The following is a 16,731-nucleotide window of genomic DNA, read 5'->3' on the forward strand; positions in this document are numbered from 1 at the left end:
GGCCATCTTGAGTCGATTCGCCATCTTGGCCTCCTTCCGCGGCAATTGCCGCTAAGAAGGCCATTAGGCCAAATCGTCCGTGCTCAAGCTGGCTGGTTTTAATGCGCCGATGGGTGGCTGGTTTTAAGCGCCGACTGACACCCCTCGTCGATGAAATCTATGATGACTTCGATTTTGATGCCGCTCAGGACGACTCAGAGACTCCGCCAGAAGAGCTCTGGGACGATGCCGACTGGGAATGAATTTCAGACGCCAAATTGTTGGTCCCAGGATGTCTGGCCATTGGTCGGCTCCTACAAACACCAGAGAAGAAAACAACGCTGCCTACCCGACTCTTGGACACGACAGGTGTAACAGGAAGAAAAAATGTTGTCGTTAGCCAAAGTGGACGAAGTTCGCCGGCTGCTGGCACGGGGAAATATATCGCAGCGGCAAATCGCGCGCGATTTGGGAATTAGCCGCGGTTCTGTGGCCGCGATTGCCTCCGGCAAACGGCCTAATTATCCCGTCACAATCCCCAATGAAGATATCGACTGTTCGCTTCCACCTATCCGCTGCCAGGGTTGCGGTGGATTGGTGCATGCCCCATGCAGACTGTGTCGCGTACGATCGCTAAAAGCCCGTGACAAAGCGGTAGCCAAGGCTCGCCTGAAATATCTATTGCCTGCGGCGGGATAAATCCAACCGGGGAAACTCATCGCATGGCGCCACATTTTCAAAATCGTCTGGCTGTCGCTCTGGCGTTCATTCGCGATCATCCGATTTGGCCGCACCAGGCGCGGCAGAATCGTTAGACTGCCGGGGCGTTGAGCCGCTTGGCCGCTGCACATCGGCCGAACGATGCTTCTGATATAACTCCATCAGCTTGCGCCATCTTTCCGCGCCCGATAAGCCCTCCAATTCTTTCTTTTCGTCGGCTGGCATCTGCTCTTCGTATTGTCTCAGACGGCCGAAATTTTGTGGCGGGCCTCCGCGTCCAAAGGCTTGCATTTCAAATTCTCGCAATTCGCTCGAAGCCCGCTGAATCCATTGGCGGATCAATTGCACCTGAGCTGTCAGACCCGTCTCCGCATCTAATTCCTCTTGCTTTTCAGACGACAAAAGTGCGTGGAGCGAATGGATGTCTGCGGGCGTCACCGGTGGCGTACCAGTAGCCGTCGGGCTCCACCACTCTTGCCAGGCGATCCCAGCCAATGGCCTGCGCCGGCGTCGTTCATCTGATTTTTGCGAATCGGGACGTTTAGAGTCCGCCTGCGCTGAAGTCAATTCCACTTCGTGATTTTCGGCAAAGTCGCGCATCCATCGGAGCACAGCCGCACTGTCCCGATCCTTTAATATAATTTGGCCGGGATCGAGCAGTGCAAACGCTTGCTGCATTTCACGCTGCTTGAGATTATTGATAGACTTCACGCGCTCAAGCGGATCTGCTTCTTCCAAGACAGTGGCCCGATCCGTCGACGTGAGCGTTTTAAGCCAGTCGTAATACCGCTGCATGATCCGCCGCAATTGGGCGTTGTCTTGATCCGAACTGAGTTGTTCGTCAAATTCACGCAGCGATTGTTGTTGCTTTACCGGCAAAGCAGAAAACTTTTCAAACTCGTCACGCAATGCAACCTTATCCGCAGGGCTTTGTGATTCCACCCAGGCCCGACGCTCTTGGAGCGAGGCGGGAATCAACGGGGGTATATTGATAATTGAAGGTGCGATATGTGCCTCGTTTGCCGAAGTCTTGTTGGCCAGAAAGGAGTTTGCATCCTCCGCGAACAAGTTTGCTTTTTGAAGTTGCTTAAGCAATTCGATATCACCCACGTCTTGATAGAGCTCCAAATTTTTCACTACGGGCAAATCGCGGAGCAGTGCGTCGTTCTGGTCGGGCATCACCATCGCGACGACTACAAAGCCCACTACCGCGGCCGCTAAAGTCGCTATGCCCCCTTCCAACCAGCGACGTCGACGCTTAGCGGGATCGCCAACTCTGTCTTGCGCAACTTCGTCTTCCGCGGCTAGGGCGACCATCTCGACGGTAGTTCGTGTAAATAAATCGTCCACCGTGGCCCGTGGAAGCTGATCCAGCAAATCCCAGGACGATGCCAACTGATTGAGTCGCTTTCGAGCACGCTCATCGGTGGCCAGCGTGTTTTCGATTTGCCGCGCAGCCTGTGGCTCTAGCTCGCCATCCAGGTAAGCGACTAACTGCTCGTCTAGCTGATCGAGATTCGGAAGATTGGATGGAGCGTCGGACATAATGAACAACCAGCAAATTACCCTTGGCAATTCAAAATATTCTAAGCAGCGAAATACATGGAAAAATTTGATTCTGCAATTTCAATGATGGACTTATCTTTCATGCCTCTGACACCGAAGTGTCAAATCCAGTTTTGGGGATGTTTCGCGCTCCGTCATGATGCTTCGCATTTAACTCCCCACGTTCCAGATACGGTTCCAAGACGGCTCGCAAATTTCCTCGCGCGCGCGATAACAACGACTTAATTGCTTGCGGTGTCATTTGCATCGTCTGGGCTATATCTTCGTAACTCATGTTTTCGAACTTGCTCAGCAGCACCGCTAAACGCTGCCTTTCGTTTAGGGTTCCTACGGCCTCACGTACTACTTCGCGCATTTCAGACTTATCGACTTGACGAGAGGGCATTAGGCTGCTGGCGTCCTGGACCATTTGGTCCAATGTGTGTGCGCCGGTTGATTCCCCCGGCTTCCCCCTCAAATTCACTTCACGTCGACGCGATTGACTACGCAACGCATTGGAAGCCACATTATTGGCAATCGTGAATAGCCACGTAGAAAACTTCGCCCCTGGCACATACCGCTTGCGAGCTCGGTAGACACGCAAGAATACGTCTTGCGCAAGGTCTTCGGCTAAATCGCGGCGTCCAACAAGGTGTTCCAGCACGGTCACTAAGCGGTTTTGGTAACGCAGCATTAACTCCTCAAAGGCGGCCGCCTTGTCGTCGCGCACCTCCAGCATGAGCCGCACATCAGGATCGTGCAGCTGATGATTCATCGCGGACGATTCGCTAATCGCCAAAGTTATTCCTCAGCCCGTTTGAATCGTGTTTTGTACAAGTGCGAGTTACCAGGAAATTCACGCGATGCTGGCCGTTGCTGCCCGCCGATTCTGCCCAGTGGCAATCACGCAGCCTAGTGCCTCTCCAATAAGTTTAGGCCCGGCTTAACGAACGAACCAGATGCCGGCCAAGCTGGGTTGCTGTTGCCGCATACCCAGCTTACATTTAAACCCCGCTGGTCGACCCCGGTTTTCAATCACTTGAAGATTTCGCTCGGCAAAATGCTTGCAAACCGCTCAAAAAGGACAGCCTTATGGAAATTATATCCTGGTTGATATTCGGTTTCTTTGCTGGCTTGATAGCCCGCTTATTCTTTCCTGAACCAACCGATTTTCGCGGATGTTTGCCGACTATCGCCCTGGGCATGCTGGGAGCAGTGGTAGGTGGCCTGATCGGCAAACAACTTGAGATTTCCGGCTGGCGCTTCGTGCTCTCGATCATCGGTGCCATTTTGGTACTGGTAATTTATCGGGCGCTTTTCGGCGCGCGAAGAATCTAAAAGGAAATGAGAATCGCGCACCACGATCACGGCACTTGCACCGGTCACTCCCACAGTGATACGGGTTTGAATTCTCCAACGTCAAATAGTCCGCCAGGCCCCAGCTTTAAAGCCGGAATGACCAACAAGGCCATGAACGAGAGGGTCATGTATGGAGCGCCGAGTTTGGAGCCCAGTCTTTTCGCCAAAGCGTCAATCCGCGAGTATTCGCGGGCCACTTGGTGACCTTCTTCAGGTGACATCAATCCAGCAATTGGCAATGGCAGCACTGCTTCAATGGCTTCGTCGCCCACTTTTCCAACGCAGCTAATGCCGCCTTTGCATGCAATGAGCAAATTCATTGCCCAAGCAATCGATTCATCACCGGCGCCAACCGCCAACAGATTATGCGAGTCATGAGATACCGTCGAAGCAATTGCACCGTGTCGGATCCCAAAATTCTTGATAAATCCAATCGCCGGCCTTCCGCCATTGTATCGATCGACCAGGACAATCTTTAGAACGTCGTCGGCTACATTGGATACAACGTGTCCGTTCTCAATTTTCGGTGCAACTCGCAATTGTCCGGTGACAATTTGCCCGTCAATGGCTTCAATCACTCGTAATCTCGAACCCGATTCTTTCGAAGCCGGCACTCCCAATCGATCGATTGCTATCGGCGCCGCACGGAACTGATTGACAATTGGCGGCACTATCCGTTCCAGCGGTGTGCGGCCGCGTTCAGCAACGACTCGACCATCGATGACGGTTCGGAGAACGTTGAACTGCTCGAGATTGTCGACCTCGATAAAGTCAGCAGCATCACCCGGCCGCAGCAATCCCACATCTAACTTGTAGTGCAACACAGGGTTGACACAGGCCGCACGCAACACAGCAAACATTGGCTGACCGCGCTGAATTGCTCGCACGACCAACTGATTGATGTGCCCCACCACCAAATCGTTTGGGTGTTTATCGTCACTGCAAAACATGCACATTTCCGGATATTGGCCAACCAGTGGATACAATGCTTCAAAATTCTTGGCGGCTGATCCTTCTCGAATTAAACATTTAATGCCCAAGCCAATTTTTTCTTTCCCTTCCTCATACGTAAAGCTTTCGTGATCGGTCGTAATTCCCGCAGCGGCGTATTTCTTTAATCCTTCGCCACGTAATCCCGGTGCATGGCCATCAACCGGCTTGTGACGCTGATGCGCGGCGCGAATTTTGGCCATCACCTCCGAGTCGTCATGCAACACGCCGGGAAAGTTCATCATTTCGGAGAGGTACTTGATCTGTGGATCGTCAAGAATCCGAGCCACTTCTGCCGCATCTAGCACTGCTCCAGAGCGATCAAAGCTGCAGGCGGGCACGCAACTCGATGCCCCAAACTGAAATTTCAATGGCGAGTTTCGTGCGTCTTCGATCATGTAACGAATGCCAGGCGTCCCCAACACGTTGGCAATTTCGTGCGGATCCGAAACCGTGGCTACCGTTCCATGCACCACCGCCAAGCGGCCAAACTCGCTGGGCACCAGCATGGAACTTTCGATATGTACGTGGGCATCCACAAAACCGGGTAATAGAAAACTGCTTCCCGCATTGGCTGTTTCCTCGATCCGTGTGATCCGCCCGTTGGCAATATGCACGGTGCCGGGGAAAATCCGATGTCCCAAAATGTCGACAATTTGGCCAGTGGCAGAAGTAATTCTGGCGGTGGGCAAGTTCGTACTCCTTCAAAAATATAAGCGGGGTTCCCGCAACTTTACAAAAACGCGGCAGGCCGGAAACTTGCAGTTCAAGTTATCGCAGGACCAACGCCACGGCAACTTAACGATCCTGGCGGTAGAGTTTAAATCTTATCCAGCTAGTACTGACACCGGCGCGCCGAGGGTTCCCAGCCGTTTTCCTATCATTACGCTTGGCAACTGAAGATCCCGGCGCGCCGGGAACACTACATTTTTCAACCGACCCACTACCCTCCTGGCGCCCTCCACAATCTCGGCATCGCTGCACAGGGATTAAGCACCTTTTGCCTTGGGAAGCCCCTAATTAGCCCCCATTCCCTGAGTGCATCTTGTTGTGCTAACATATTGAGGAATTGAGCTTTGCTCGTTCTTACGGTAACAGTGTTACTGTTGCGGGAGAAGTGGCATAGGCTTTGCAATGTTGCCTGTGTCCGTTGCAGGGCGCCACCAAGTCATACAAGGCGCGGGGATAAACTTCTCTCATATCCTGAGGCCAAAATCCTGGCCTCTTTTTGTGGCCTGAGCTCATGCGATTCAACAGTTACTCCGCCGACGGCTTCTACGACGAAATGTTCCAAGCCGATGGCACTCCGCACCCTCGGTGCGAAGCCTTGGTACGCCGTATCGAATCGCTTTCCGAGGGCGAACTTCAACGCTGCCAGCGTGATGCCGAACGCACGCTCATGAATTTGGGTATCACCTTCACGGTGTATGGACATCAGGCGGGCACCGAAAAAATTTGGCCGTTTGATGTCGTCCCCCGAGTCGTGGAAGCAGGCGAATGGAACACGATCGAGCGGGGCTTGAAACAGCGCATCACGGCCCTCAATCTGTTTATCAACGATGTTTACAATCGCCGGCAAATCATCAAAGACGGCGTCGTCCCGGAATACTTGCTGCAATCAGGAAAATGTTATTTGCCCCCCTGCGCCGACCTGAATCCGCCACGCGGAATTTGGGCGCATGTCACAGGCACCGATTTGGTGCGCGACGGCGACGGGCAGTTTTATGTGTTGGAAGATAATTTGCGCTGCCCCTCCGGCGTATCCTATGTATTGGAAAATCGCGAGGTGATGAAACGCACTTTCCCGCAAGTCTTCGAAGGTTTGCGCATTCGGTCGGTGGAAGATTATCCGGAACGTTTGCTCCGCACCCTGCAGCACCTGGCTCCGCAACTGCCGGACGACCCCTGCGTCGTGGTCCTCACCCCGGGGATTTTCAACTCCGCTTATTTCGAACATTCGTTTCTCGCCCAGCAAATGGGCGTGGAATTAGTCGAGGGACGCGATTTGGTTGTTCTAGACGATTATGTGTTTATGCGCACCACGCAAGGCATTCAACGCGTGGATGTCATTTACCGCCGCATTGACGATACCTTTCTCGATCCGGAAGCCTTCCGGGCCGACTCGCTGCTCGGCGTGCCGGGGTTGATGCGTGCTTATCGAGCCGGGCACGTCGCCTTGGCTAACGCCCCGGGCACCGGTATTGCCGACGATAAGGCCGTTTACGCCTACGTGCCGCAGATCATTAAATATTATCTGGGCGAAGACATTATCTTGACCAACGTGCCCACCTTTATCTGTGCCGACCCAAAACAGTGCGATCACGTACTGGCCAATCTTGATAAGCTCGTCGTGAAACCCACAAACGAATCGGGCGGTTACGGTTTAATGATTGGTCCCAAGGCATCGCTTGCCGAACGCGAAGCGTGCGCTCAACGAATCAAGGAAAAGCCACGCGAGTACATCGCCCAACCCATGCTGGCTCTCTCCCGGGTGCCATCCTTAGTGGACGATCACTTCGAGGGGCGTCACGTGGATTTAAGACCCTACATTTTGTACGGTGAAGATATTTTCGTCCTCCCCGGTGGCCTTACCAGGGTGGCGTTACAACGCGGTTCGTTGGTCGTCAATTCGTCTCAGGGTGGCGGCAGCAAAGATACCTGGGTTTTGCAACCCGAGATGTCACCGCTCCAAACCCAAACACAGCGCATTCTCTCGACAAGTTCCTAATACTTTATCATGTCCCGCGGGCCTACGCGGCGAAACATGGCAAGTTCCAGGCGGATAGAACATGCTCAGCAGAGTGGCCGATTGCGTCTTCTGGATGAGCCGCTACATCGAGCGTGCAGAAAACGCCGCGCGGTTCGTCGATGTCAATCTAAATCTCACCCTCGACCTCGGCGGCACGCTGGCCAACCAATGGGATCCGCTGATTTACACCAGCGGCGATCACGAACAATTCTATCAACGATATGGCACGGCGAATCAAAAAAACGCCGTCGCCATGCTGGCTTTTGACGAGGAAAATCCTAATTCCATCGTTTCCTGTCTGAAGTTTGCCCGCGAAAACGCCCGTACCGTCCGCGAAATCATCGCCGCGCCCGTGTGGGAGGAACTCAACAAGTTTTATCTGCTGGTGAAAGAGGCGGCCCGTAACGGACGAGCCGCCGACAATCCTTTCGAGTTCTTTAACACCGTCAAGAGAAGCGGACAGTTAATCGTGGGCATTATGGAAGCCACCATGTCGCGCGGGGAAGCGTGGCATTTTGCCCAGATGGGCCGCTTGTTGGAACGCGCCGACAAAACTTCCCGTATCTTGGATGTCAAGTATTACATTCTGTTGCCCAGCGTGTCCGATGTGGGCACTCCCACCGACGCCATTCAATGGTCCGCCTTGCTGAAATCCGCCAGCGCCTTGGAAATGTATCGCAAGCGACATGGGCAAATTACTCCGACCGAGGTCGTGGAGTTTTTAATTCTCAACGCCGAATTCCCCAGAGCCCTGCGTTTTTGCTTGCGCGGTGCGGAAGAGTCGTTGCATGCCGTCACCGGCACCGCTCCGACCACCTTTCGCAATCAGGCGGAACGCCGTTTGGGCCAGCTTCGCTCTGAGCTAGATTATGCCCAAATTGGCGACATTATTGAACGTGGGCTGCACGAATTCATCGACAGTTTTCAAAATAATCTAAATCTCGTCGGCGATGCAATTCACACAACTTTTTTCGCACAGCGCACGGTAGCCTCTCCCACTTCAACTCGACATGGAGCCCCTCAATGACTTTTTGCCTTGGTATGAAGGTAGAAAAAGGTCTGGTGGGAATTGCCGATACCCGAATCACTTCCGGGGCGGAATGTATTACCGCTCGGAAGCTTGTCGTGTTTCATCACGCCGGGCACCCACTATTTGTAATGACCTCAGGGCTCCGCAGCGTGCGAGACAAAATTATTACGTACTTCGAGGAAACTCTGGACGAAACCACTTCAGAATTCGATCGTTTGCACAAAGCACTGAATGCTCTTGCTTCCCAAACCCGCCGCGTCGCTGCCGAAGACAAGGAGGCACTGGAAAATAGCAAGCTGCTGTTTAATTTTCACGCCCTGGTTGGCGGTCAGATGAAGCATGATCGCGAACATAAACTGTACCTGCTTTATCCGCAAGGCAATTGGGTGGAAGTTGGCGCAGGAACGCCGTATTGCATTATTGGTGAAACTGGTTACGGAAAACCGATCCTGGACCGAACACTCAAATACTCCGATGGCATGCAACTGGCTCTCAAAGTGGGCACATTGGCCTTCGACAGCACGCGGATCAGCAGCGCCACTGTCGATTTTCCCCTCGACGTTGTTGTGTTTGAAAGCGGCGGTCAAGAGATGTACGAGTATCGATACGAAAAGGCCGACTTGGCGGAAAGCTGCCAATGGTGGCAGGAACGCCTGCGCGCATCGCTCAGCGAATTGCCTTCGCAATGGCTCGAGAAAGCCTTTGCACGCATGGAACGACGACACACCGAAACCATTCCCATCAGTGGGTAAAAGCGATTGCTGAAAAGGGTGCAGGAAGCTCAACTGCAAAGCCGCTCGCTGCTGTTTAGCTTGTCACGATACCAATTCCGATTCCCGTCGTTCTGTGGCCCCGATGCTGTTCCACATTAAACACACCACCCGTTACAACTATAGCCGAACGGTTTTTTGCGATCCTTTCACCGTGCGACTGCGTCCTCGAGAAGATGTTTCGCAACGCTTGCTCCGGTACCAACTTTCTGTGGAGCCGCAACCCGCGGGAATATGCGAATACCTTGACGTGGAAGGCAACATGGCCACGCAATGTTGGTTCAACAGCCCCACCTGCATGTTGTCGCTTACCGTTAACAGCGTCGTGGAAATCACTCGTACAAATCCTTTCGACTATTTGCTAGATAACGCCGCAGTAGAACTGCCCATTCGATATCCCCCGGAAATCGACGCCGCTTTATACCCTTATCGCACCGCCGCCCCAGCAGGCGACAGTTCTGTGGCGCACTTCGCTGAACAAATTCTGGCAGAAACCAATTGCCAAACGGTTCCATTTTTAATGGCATTAGCCGGTTGGATTAGCAAAAACTGCCGAAAAACCATCCGCTTGCAGGGTGATCCATTTCCTGCCGAAACAACGTTGCAAACACGTCAGGGTTCCTGCCGTGATTTCGCTGTGTTGTTCTGCGAAGCTTGCCGTTGCGCAGGACTTGCTTCCCGGTTTGTAAGCGGTTATCAGTCACTTTCTGAAAATAATGGTGACCGGTATTTGCATGCCTGGTCGGAGGTCTTTTTACCCGGCGCTGGCTGGCGCGGATTTGATCCTGGCCAAGGGGTGGCCGTGGCCGATCATCACGTCGCCATCGCTTCAGGATTGGTTCCTCTAGCGGCGGCTCCCACGACCGGTACCTTTCGAGGCACAGACGCCTCTTCCTCGATGGCTTCACAGGTCGTCATCCGAATTTCTTCTTGAATCCGTGTTGCGCCACGCTTCGGTTGTGGCAACAACCGTGATTTTCATGGCAGTCGCCCCCTCTTCAATTTCATTAGGCTTGCCCAATGATTTCAACCGAATCGCTTGTGACCCTGCTCCACTTCTTGGCGACAAACTACCTTTAGCCCTCTGGCCCGGTCTTGCAAGGCGATCAGATAGTGCGACTCATAGTCGTAACTTCCATCCGGAACAGGGCTTGCAAACTCGAAGAAACGGCGTATTCTACTTTCTTAATAGCGGAATCCTAATATACAATCGTGCCCTTGCCACCGTACTCCTTTAGCTGGTTCTCCTATTTTGAAATAGCTTATGGCACGGTTAGCTCAGGCGTAAAAACCGAGCTCCAATTGTCGGATTGCCGACCATGAGCAATTTTCTGCTTTATTACGAAAGAGTCAGTCCGACGACATGGGTCTACCTGTCGTCCTTGCTGATCATTTCGTTGTTCTTCAAGTTCAATCGCCTCTGGAGCGTACGGAATCTTGATTTAATCGGCCTGATTCTTCTGGCTCCCGGCTTGCTCTTTGTCATCTACGGACAAGAAAAAGGGTCTCCCGCCCACGAACAAACTGGTTACATCTGGCTGTTTGTGATTGGCGGCCTATTCCTTGTGCGCATGTTATTGGATCCTATGATGGTCAGGCGACCTCTTCTGGAGCCGAATCTTTCCGTGGGTGGGCTTACCTTCCTCGGTTTATCGTTGTTAATCTTCCTGATGGCAAATGTGGCCACCAATCGATCCACCGAGAGCCCTGACTCAAAACCTGCTGCGGATGTACCCGCTGCCTCGACGAGTGAAAACCCGGCGCTATCTCAACCCCAAGCCGATCGTGAAAAAACAGAAAATCCCGCTGCTGAGGAACCATTAGTTCTCTACGGGCCAGGATATCCTTGGGTATTCGAAATTTTCCAGTTGCCCACTCGTTTTGTTTTCCAAGCCAATCATCAATCCGAATCTGCCAATTCAACGCTCGCGGAGGAATCTCAAAATTCGCTGAAGCTGGCGACCGCCAGGACCGTTGCCATCTTTTCCTATTTGGCGATCATTATTGGCCTGGTGCTGATTGGCTATCGGCATTTCGACAACATCAAAACGGGCATCGCTGCAGCCGTGTTATATTTACTGCTCCCTTACACGGCCATTCTTACCGGCCACTACATGGATTCGTCGGCACACATCGGTCAGGTCTACCATGTATCGTTGGCCGCTTTGCTGGTTTGGGCAGTAGCGATGTATCGCCGACCGTTGATTTCGGGAATTCTGTTGGGTTTGGCCATCGGAATGTTCTACTATCCAATTTTTCTGCTCCCGCTTTGGTGCAGTTTTTATTGGAAACGCGGCGGCAAACGGTTTGCCGTAGGCGTGGCTGCAATGTTGGTTTTGCTCGTGATCATTTTATACATGCATCCCTACGGCACATCGTTTTCTGCAAACCTGCGACAAATGTTCGGTTGGATCTTACCCCGCATGGAAAACTTGAAGGGTTTTTGGAGACTCAGTTTCAATGATCCTGTGTACCGAATTCCCGTGCTCGCGGCATTTGTCGCCATGTGCATTACCATGACGATCTGGCCTGCCCAAAAAAATCTCGGCACTTTAATGAGTTGTTCTGCCGCGGTGATGCTCGGCACGCAGTTTTGGCATGCCTTGGGCGGAGGCCAACTGCTGGCTTGGTATTTACCGCTGACCTTGTTGACCATTTTCCGGCCGAACTTGGAAGACCGCGTCGCCCTTTCAGTGCTCGGACAATGGTCTTTTACCAAACGCAAGCCGAACGTGTCCGCCGTGGACCAAGCTGCCTAACGACTTTTCCATCGTCGGTCGTTGCTGGATTCGATAATGGACGATTGCCAGCCTGTGTTAAAACCCCATTCCGCCACCATGCCCACCGTTGCAATTCTTGGTGCCAGTTCAGACCGTTCAAAATTCGGCAATAAATCCGTCCGCGCACACCGGCAAATGGGTTACACGGTATATCCGGTGAACCCCAAAGGTGGCGAAATCGAAGGTCTCAAAGTCTATCGCTCTTTGGCGGAGCTGCCGGCCGGAAAACTAGACCGCATCAGCATTTACCTCCCGCCGGCAATTGGTCTAGAAATGCTCGACGAAATCGCTGCCCGCGGTTGTGACGAATTATGGCTTAACCCGGGAAGCGACAGCCCGCTAGTGGTGGAAAAAGCCCGTTCGTTGGGACTCAACACCGTGCAGGCGTGCAGTATTGTTGCCGTGGGGCTCAACCCGGCAGCCCTCGCAGAATAGCACCGCTTACTCTGTCCGCCGCGTGTCCACATTTGTCGGCTTTTTCTCGGAAGCGTACCACTTCCGCCATGCCCCTTTATCGAAACCGTAATTGACGCCGCCGGTCAGGGAAATCAATGCGTCCAGCACCTGCTGATTGGTCATCTCGCGCCGGATCCGCTTGGGAGCGGAACCCATTGTCATGCCGCCTCCGCCCGTCGGCGAGAATCCCGCACTGATTTGTCCTGGATTGCTCGAACCCTCGTCGATCGTAAATGTGTGGGTCGTAACCAACGCATCAATCAGCGGCAAAATAGCCGTTTTGTCCCCCAGCTTTCCCAAGGCATAGCCCGCGCGGTTCACTCGCACATTGTCCTTGCTTTTCAAGTCTGCCGCATACAACGGCACGGCCAAGTGTGCTGCATTGCCCGTAAGTTGATCGAAGCACGTTAAGCGCAACTCATCATCTGAGTCCCCCAAAGAATGCTCCACGATGGCCTTCACTGCATCCGGGGTTCCAATCCTGCCTAGCGCTTCCAAAAACCACACCCGCGCTTGTCGGCTGCGCTCTGAATCGAGTGCTTGTACCAGTGCTGGAACAGCCGTCGGATCGTTGAGTTTGGTTAATTCATCGTGCACTTCATCGGCTTTGGTGGGATCGTCTAACCCCCCTCGCCATCGCTTCAAAGTTATAAACCACTGCTTCTCCGCCAATTCGTCCTTGCGCTTTTGTTCGAGCAATTCTTTTTCTTGCGGAAACACCCATTGCCCCATGTAACGGACGCGTCCCTGTTCCTGCATCGCTTGGTCTTGCTGTACCCACCGGCCGTCAACCTGGCTGTATCCCAACGCCATGTGCGCCTGCTTATTTTCCGGGTCAAGTTGCAGCACTCGCTCCAGCGCCGTCTGTCGACCCTTCGTGTACGATTTTTCACGACACCACTCGGCCAACTGCCATTGGCCGTCAGCGGTATCTGCAAATGTCGGGCGAATGTTTTCGTACTCCAACTCTACCGGGCTTTGTGCGGTAATCTTCTTGATTTGCGCGCGTTCAAACGTGAAAGTTGACCCGTCTGGAGTCTGAATCACATACTTTTGCCGGGGAGTTTCCTCACGATTGGTCAGCTCGCCAGTTATTTGCCCTCCATTGCTCAACTCGAAAATATCTGCCCGCCCCACACCAACCGTGAAGGCCAAAGCAATTCCAAAGGAGGCGAAAACTGGTCGAATAATCTCAGCCATGGCAGCTGTTTGCCCTGATTGAATCATGGAAATGGTCGCGCCAGTTCCAGAATTGAGCCACTCTTAAGTATAATCTCACGTGCCGCCACAGGCCACTTGTGCTCAAATGCCGCTTGCGGGGCTGTTTCCAGCTTGCAAATTGAATTTAACCTAACATACTGCAGCGGCTGCACCGTGGTCCGTTCCTCGATCATCTGATATTCAATCGCTATGTCTTCCGCATCGGTTCAAGAACATCGCGCTCAAGCGCCGCTGCACGTCTTCGCCGCGGTTATTACCATCAGCGATACTCGCACGCAGGAAAACGATACCAGCGGCAAAGCCATCGTCGACTCGTTGAAACAGGCAGGCCATCAGGTCGTGGCTTGGGAAATCGTGCCCGACGAGCCACACATAATTAGTGAAACCATTTCCCGGTTTCGGCAGCTTTCTAAGTTGGATGCAATTTTGCTGACTGGCGGAACTGGTGTTGGCAGCCGCGACCAAACCTTCGAAACACTCAGTGGTCTCCTTACCAAAACTTTGCCCGGCTTTGGCGAGATTTTCCGAATGTTGAGCTACCAAGAGATCGGCGCCGCCGCAATGCTCAGCCGAGCCATCGGCGGCCTCATCGAGCGCACCGTCGTGCTAGCAATGCCTGGTTCCACCGCCGCAGTGCGATTGGCCATGGAAAAACTAATCCTTCCGGAAATTGGCCACTTGGTCCGCGAAGCGCAACGATAACATAACTGCCCTGGAGCGGTTTTTGTCGTCTCGCTATCTTAACAGCCCCGGCGAGTACGACGATTGCCGATGACGCTTTGCCGTTTGCATCGGCTTGAAATCGATTTGCCTTGTGTGCTTCCACGTTGAACGTCCCGCTCCCCTGGGAGAAATCAATGCGTCGTCGCCATGTTTCCATGCTGCTGCTCACTGCCCTGTTGTATGGCGGCTATTGGTTCCTTCAACGGTTTCAAGTGGATGGCATAGACAAAATCTCTGTCAAACCACGTCCACAAACAACCGCTTATAGCCCCAATGACGACAGTTATGCTTCGGTGCCGGCGACCAACTCCAGCACGCTTCGGCTGGCCACATTTAATATCCAAGTCTTCGGCCGCACTAAACTCGAAAAGCCCGAAGTGATGCAGGTGCTGGCGGAGACCGTGCGAAAATTCGATTTAGTAAACATCCAGGAAGTCCGCTCCAACACCGACGACATCCTGCCCCGCTTCATCGACCTGATTAACTCCACGGGGCGGCACTACGATTTCGTCATCGGACCGCGCCTCGGGCGCACCAATAGCAAAGAACAGTACGCCATGGTGTTCGACACCCAAACGCTGGAAGTCGATCGGAGTTCCATTTACACCGTCAATGACAAGGATGATTTATTCCAACGCCCTCCTCTGGTAGCCTCGTTCCGCGCACGAGGTCCGCCCCCCGCCCAGGCATTTACGTTTACCTTGATCGATATACACACCGAGCCGGATGAGGCCGAAGCGGAAATCAACGCCCTGGCGCAAGTTTACAGGGCCGTGCGCAACGACGGCCGCGGAGAAGACGATATTATTTTGATGGGTGATCTCAACGGCGACGAAAAAAAATTCGGCCTGCTTAAACAAATCCCGAACATCAGTTGGGTAATTTCCGGAGTGCCGACAAATACCCGCGGCACCAAAACCTACGACAACATCATCTTCGATCGCACGGCAACCGTGGAATTCACCGGCCATGCCGGAGTCTTCGACATCATGCGCCAGTTCAATCTCACGTTGAACCAGGCTTTGGAAGTATCCGACCACTTTCCAGTCTGGGCCGAATTTAGCGCTTACGAAGGCGGATCCCCCGGGCGGCTTGCCGGAAAGACTGATGCGGTCCCTTCCCGTTAATTTCCCAAAATGTATGGTCGTCGCAGCGATCACTTCTCACGGCACACAGCCAAAACTCTTTGCGGCTGCTGGCCCACGCTCTTGAAATTGAGCCACTTCTTCCGCTATCATACTGTACGCACGATCACTACTTGCCTTGCTTCCCCGTTAATTTGTTACTGAATTCGTAACAGGTATCACACCGAGCCCGCCGCCGGACGCCTCCGGTTGTGGGCTATTTTCATGCGCATGCCAAATCCAATTCGACATTTCTCGCAATACATTCTTTCTCTCCAAGAAATTCACAAATACCGGTCCCCATCATGAAACTGCTCCTCGGTCCGTTGTTTGCCGTCGCCGCTGTCTTGGCGCTGGCCGCTCAGCCGCCGGTCGCGGAGCTTAGCAACCTTACCGCCACGGCGGTCCTCGGATGGTACACCTGGTACACCGCCACGAAAACCATTCCCCAGTTGGTTCAACACTTTCGCTGCGAATTGGCTGCCCAACGCAGCGAACACAGAATCGATCGCGATGAGTTTTTGCGCGAGATGGCCAGCCAGCGCCTCGCGCGCCAAGACGATGCCGCTGCAATCGTGCGGGCGGTGAACAAGCTCGCTTCACACAACAACCATTCACAACCTCCGACTCCTGAAGAACTGTAACCTGTCCATCTTTCCTCTCATTTTTTGAAAGGCCTGCCGTGAATCAATCAAACAGCACAAGAACATTGACGTTGCCAAACCTCGCCCTACTGCGCGAATTGCTGAATGCCCTGGCTTCGTTCCGCGACTTGTCCGATCCGTTCACTTCCCCCAGCCAACTGCAAAGTGCGCTCGAACTGCTGTTGAACTTGGCAACCACACTCGGACTGGATCCGAAATGGTTTACTTGGTTGCAAGCCATCCAAAACAACCCGCAACTGTTGAATCTCGTGTTGGCGGTCGGCCAGTATTTGGAAAGTTTTATCGAGCCCACGCCATCACCAACTCCCGCGAGTGTCTGCCGACAATCAAGCAGTCGCGCTCCAACTGCACTGGCGATCGATTGGGACACATGGCTCTCGTTGCTCACCGAATTAGTGCAGTTGCTACACCAATTGTGGCCCACGCAGTAAACACGTTCCTCAACCAATCGTCCTTTGGGATGCCGTCCCAACGGCGACAAAACCCCACATGCTTCCAGCTTTGTCAATTTGCCTAAGAGCCACCGGACAAAACTAGCTTTCATTAAGCCAAGTACGATAACAGATGATCGCTGCGGCAAGGGTGAGGAAGGCCTGATGGACGAGTGGGTTTCGGTCCCA

16 protein-coding genes are annotated in these 16,731 nt (G+C 53.3%); 12 read left to right on the forward strand and 4 right to left on the reverse strand.

The genetic code is table 11. The features are described from left to right. The first annotated feature begins 366 nt into the window (after positions 1 to 366). The gene (locus VMJ32_00820) at positions 367 to 678 is read left to right on the forward strand and encodes a helix-turn-helix domain-containing protein (GenBank protein ID HTQ37536.1); all 312 of its coding nucleotides are present in this window, start codon (positions 367 to 369) and stop codon (positions 676 to 678) included. Positions 679 to 744: 66 nt separating this feature from the next. Here the strand turns inward: VMJ32_00820 and VMJ32_00825 are convergent, their stop codons facing one another. Continuing rightward, positions 745 to 2,244, reverse strand: a complete 1,500-nt coding sequence (locus VMJ32_00825) for a hypothetical protein (protein HTQ37537.1) — start codon at positions 2,242 to 2,244, stop codon at positions 745 to 747. A 100-nt stretch (positions 2,245 to 2,344) separates the two neighbouring features. Next, complete coding sequence (locus VMJ32_00830; protein HTQ37538.1) at positions 2,345 to 3,019, reverse strand: sigma-70 family RNA polymerase sigma factor; 675 nt, start codon at positions 3,017 to 3,019, stop codon at positions 2,345 to 2,347. Positions 3,020 to 3,336: 317 nt separating this feature from the next. Here VMJ32_00830 and VMJ32_00835 point away from each other — a divergent pair, with 317 nt between their 5' ends. Continuing rightward, positions 3,337 to 3,582, forward strand: a complete 246-nt coding sequence (locus VMJ32_00835; protein ID HTQ37539.1) for a GlsB/YeaQ/YmgE family stress response membrane protein — start codon at positions 3,337 to 3,339, stop codon at positions 3,580 to 3,582. A 44-nt stretch (positions 3,583 to 3,626) separates the two neighbouring features. On the opposite strand, the gene ade is transcribed toward VMJ32_00835, so the two are convergent. Further along, positions 3,627 to 5,285, reverse strand: a complete 1,659-nt coding sequence (gene ade, locus VMJ32_00840) for an adenine deaminase (protein HTQ37540.1) — start codon at positions 5,283 to 5,285, stop codon at positions 3,627 to 3,629. Between the two features lie 551 nt (positions 5,286 to 5,836). On the opposite strand from ade, the gene VMJ32_00845 reads away from it, so the two are divergent. From VMJ32_00845 to VMJ32_00870, 6 genes are all read left to right on the forward strand, one after another. Then, positions 5,837 to 7,321 (forward strand): circularly permuted type 2 ATP-grasp protein, encoded by a 1,485-nt coding sequence (locus tag VMJ32_00845; protein HTQ37541.1) that lies wholly within the window; start codon positions 5,837 to 5,839, stop codon positions 7,319 to 7,321. 61 nt (positions 7,322 to 7,382) lie between these two features. Beyond that, positions 7,383 to 8,369, forward strand: coding sequence for an alpha-E domain-containing protein (locus tag VMJ32_00850; protein HTQ37542.1), 987 nt, complete (start codon positions 7,383 to 7,385; stop codon positions 8,367 to 8,369). 14 nt (positions 8,370 to 8,383) lie between these two features. Beyond that, entirely contained in the window at positions 8,384 to 9,124 is a 741-nt protein-coding gene (locus tag VMJ32_00855) for a proteasome-type protease (protein ID HTQ37543.1), read from the forward strand. A gap of 103 nt (positions 9,125 to 9,227) precedes the next feature. Continuing rightward, positions 9,228 to 10,076 (forward strand): transglutaminase family protein, encoded by an 849-nt coding sequence (locus VMJ32_00860; GenBank protein ID HTQ37544.1) that lies wholly within the window; start codon positions 9,228 to 9,230, stop codon positions 10,074 to 10,076. Positions 10,077 to 10,461: 385 nt separating this feature from the next. Further along, positions 10,462 to 11,901, forward strand: a complete 1,440-nt coding sequence (locus VMJ32_00865) for a hypothetical protein (protein HTQ37545.1) — start codon at positions 10,462 to 10,464, stop codon at positions 11,899 to 11,901. Positions 11,902 to 11,979: 78 nt separating this feature from the next. Next, positions 11,980 to 12,357, forward strand: coding sequence for a CoA-binding protein (locus VMJ32_00870; protein ID HTQ37546.1), 378 nt, complete (start codon positions 11,980 to 11,982; stop codon positions 12,355 to 12,357). A gap of 6 nt (positions 12,358 to 12,363) precedes the next feature. Here the strand turns inward: VMJ32_00870 and VMJ32_00875 are convergent, their stop codons facing one another. Next, positions 12,364 to 13,578, reverse strand: a complete 1,215-nt coding sequence (locus VMJ32_00875) for a HEAT repeat domain-containing protein (protein HTQ37547.1) — start codon at positions 13,576 to 13,578, stop codon at positions 12,364 to 12,366. A 210-nt stretch (positions 13,579 to 13,788) separates the two neighbouring features. Here VMJ32_00875 and VMJ32_00880 point away from each other — a divergent pair, with 210 nt between their 5' ends. The 4 genes from VMJ32_00880 (at position 13,789) to VMJ32_00895 (ending at position 16,542) form a co-directional block, all read left to right on the forward strand. Further along, positions 13,789 to 14,301 carry a MogA/MoaB family molybdenum cofactor biosynthesis protein gene (locus tag VMJ32_00880; GenBank protein ID HTQ37548.1) on the forward strand — a complete coding sequence of 171 codons (513 nt, stop codon included), beginning with the start codon at positions 13,789 to 13,791 and terminating at the stop codon, positions 14,299 to 14,301. Positions 14,302 to 14,456: 155 nt separating this feature from the next. After that, on the forward strand, positions 14,457 to 15,449 hold the full coding sequence (locus VMJ32_00885) for an endonuclease/exonuclease/phosphatase family protein (GenBank protein HTQ37549.1): 993 nt from the start codon (positions 14,457 to 14,459) through the stop codon (positions 15,447 to 15,449). Positions 15,450 to 15,751: 302 nt separating this feature from the next. After that, entirely contained in the window at positions 15,752 to 16,090 is a 339-nt protein-coding gene (locus tag VMJ32_00890) for a hypothetical protein (protein ID HTQ37550.1), read from the forward strand. 38 nt (positions 16,091 to 16,128) lie between these two features. Beyond that, positions 16,129 to 16,542: a hypothetical protein gene (locus VMJ32_00895; protein ID HTQ37551.1), complete on the forward strand. Its 414-nt coding sequence runs from the start codon at positions 16,129 to 16,131 to the stop codon at positions 16,540 to 16,542. Positions 16,543 to 16,731: the final 189 nt, after the last annotated feature.

Source organism: Pirellulales bacterium (assembly GCA_035499655.1).
Classification (GTDB): Bacteria; Planctomycetota; Planctomycetia; order Pirellulales; family JADZDJ01; genus DATJYL01.

Coding starts and splice junctions, on each gene's coding strand:
- VMJ32_00835 (HTQ37539.1), top strand. CDS start 3,337: ATGGAAATTATATCCTGGTTGATATTCGGTTTCTTTGCTGGCTTGATA.
- VMJ32_00890 (HTQ37550.1), top strand. CDS start 15,752: ATGAAACTGCTCCTCGGTCCGTTGTTTGCCGTCGCCGCTGTCTTGGCG.
- VMJ32_00880 (HTQ37548.1), top strand. CDS start 13,789: ATGTCTTCCGCATCGGTTCAAGAACATCGCGCTCAAGCGCCGCTGCAC.
- VMJ32_00870 (HTQ37546.1), top strand. CDS start 11,980: ATGCCCACCGTTGCAATTCTTGGTGCCAGTTCAGACCGTTCAAAATTC.
- VMJ32_00860 (HTQ37544.1), top strand. CDS start 9,228: ATGCTGTTCCACATTAAACACACCACCCGTTACAACTATAGCCGAACG.
- VMJ32_00845 (HTQ37541.1), top strand. CDS start 5,837: ATGCGATTCAACAGTTACTCCGCCGACGGCTTCTACGACGAAATGTTC.
- VMJ32_00855 (HTQ37543.1), top strand. CDS start 8,384: ATGAAGGTAGAAAAAGGTCTGGTGGGAATTGCCGATACCCGAATCACT.
- VMJ32_00850 (HTQ37542.1), top strand. CDS start 7,383: ATGCTCAGCAGAGTGGCCGATTGCGTCTTCTGGATGAGCCGCTACATC.
- VMJ32_00820 (HTQ37536.1), top strand. CDS start 367: ATGTTGTCGTTAGCCAAAGTGGACGAAGTTCGCCGGCTGCTGGCACGG.
- VMJ32_00875 (HTQ37547.1), bottom strand. CDS start 13,578: ATGGCTGAGATTATTCGACCAGTTTTCGCCTCCTTTGGAATTGCTTTG.
- VMJ32_00885 (HTQ37549.1), top strand. CDS start 14,457: ATGCGTCGTCGCCATGTTTCCATGCTGCTGCTCACTGCCCTGTTGTAT.
- VMJ32_00865 (HTQ37545.1), top strand. CDS start 10,462: ATGAGCAATTTTCTGCTTTATTACGAAAGAGTCAGTCCGACGACATGG.
- VMJ32_00830 (HTQ37538.1), bottom strand. CDS start 3,019: ATGAATCATCAGCTGCACGATCCTGATGTGCGGCTCATGCTGGAGGTG.
- VMJ32_00825 (HTQ37537.1), bottom strand. CDS start 2,244: ATGTCCGACGCTCCATCCAATCTTCCGAATCTCGATCAGCTAGACGAG.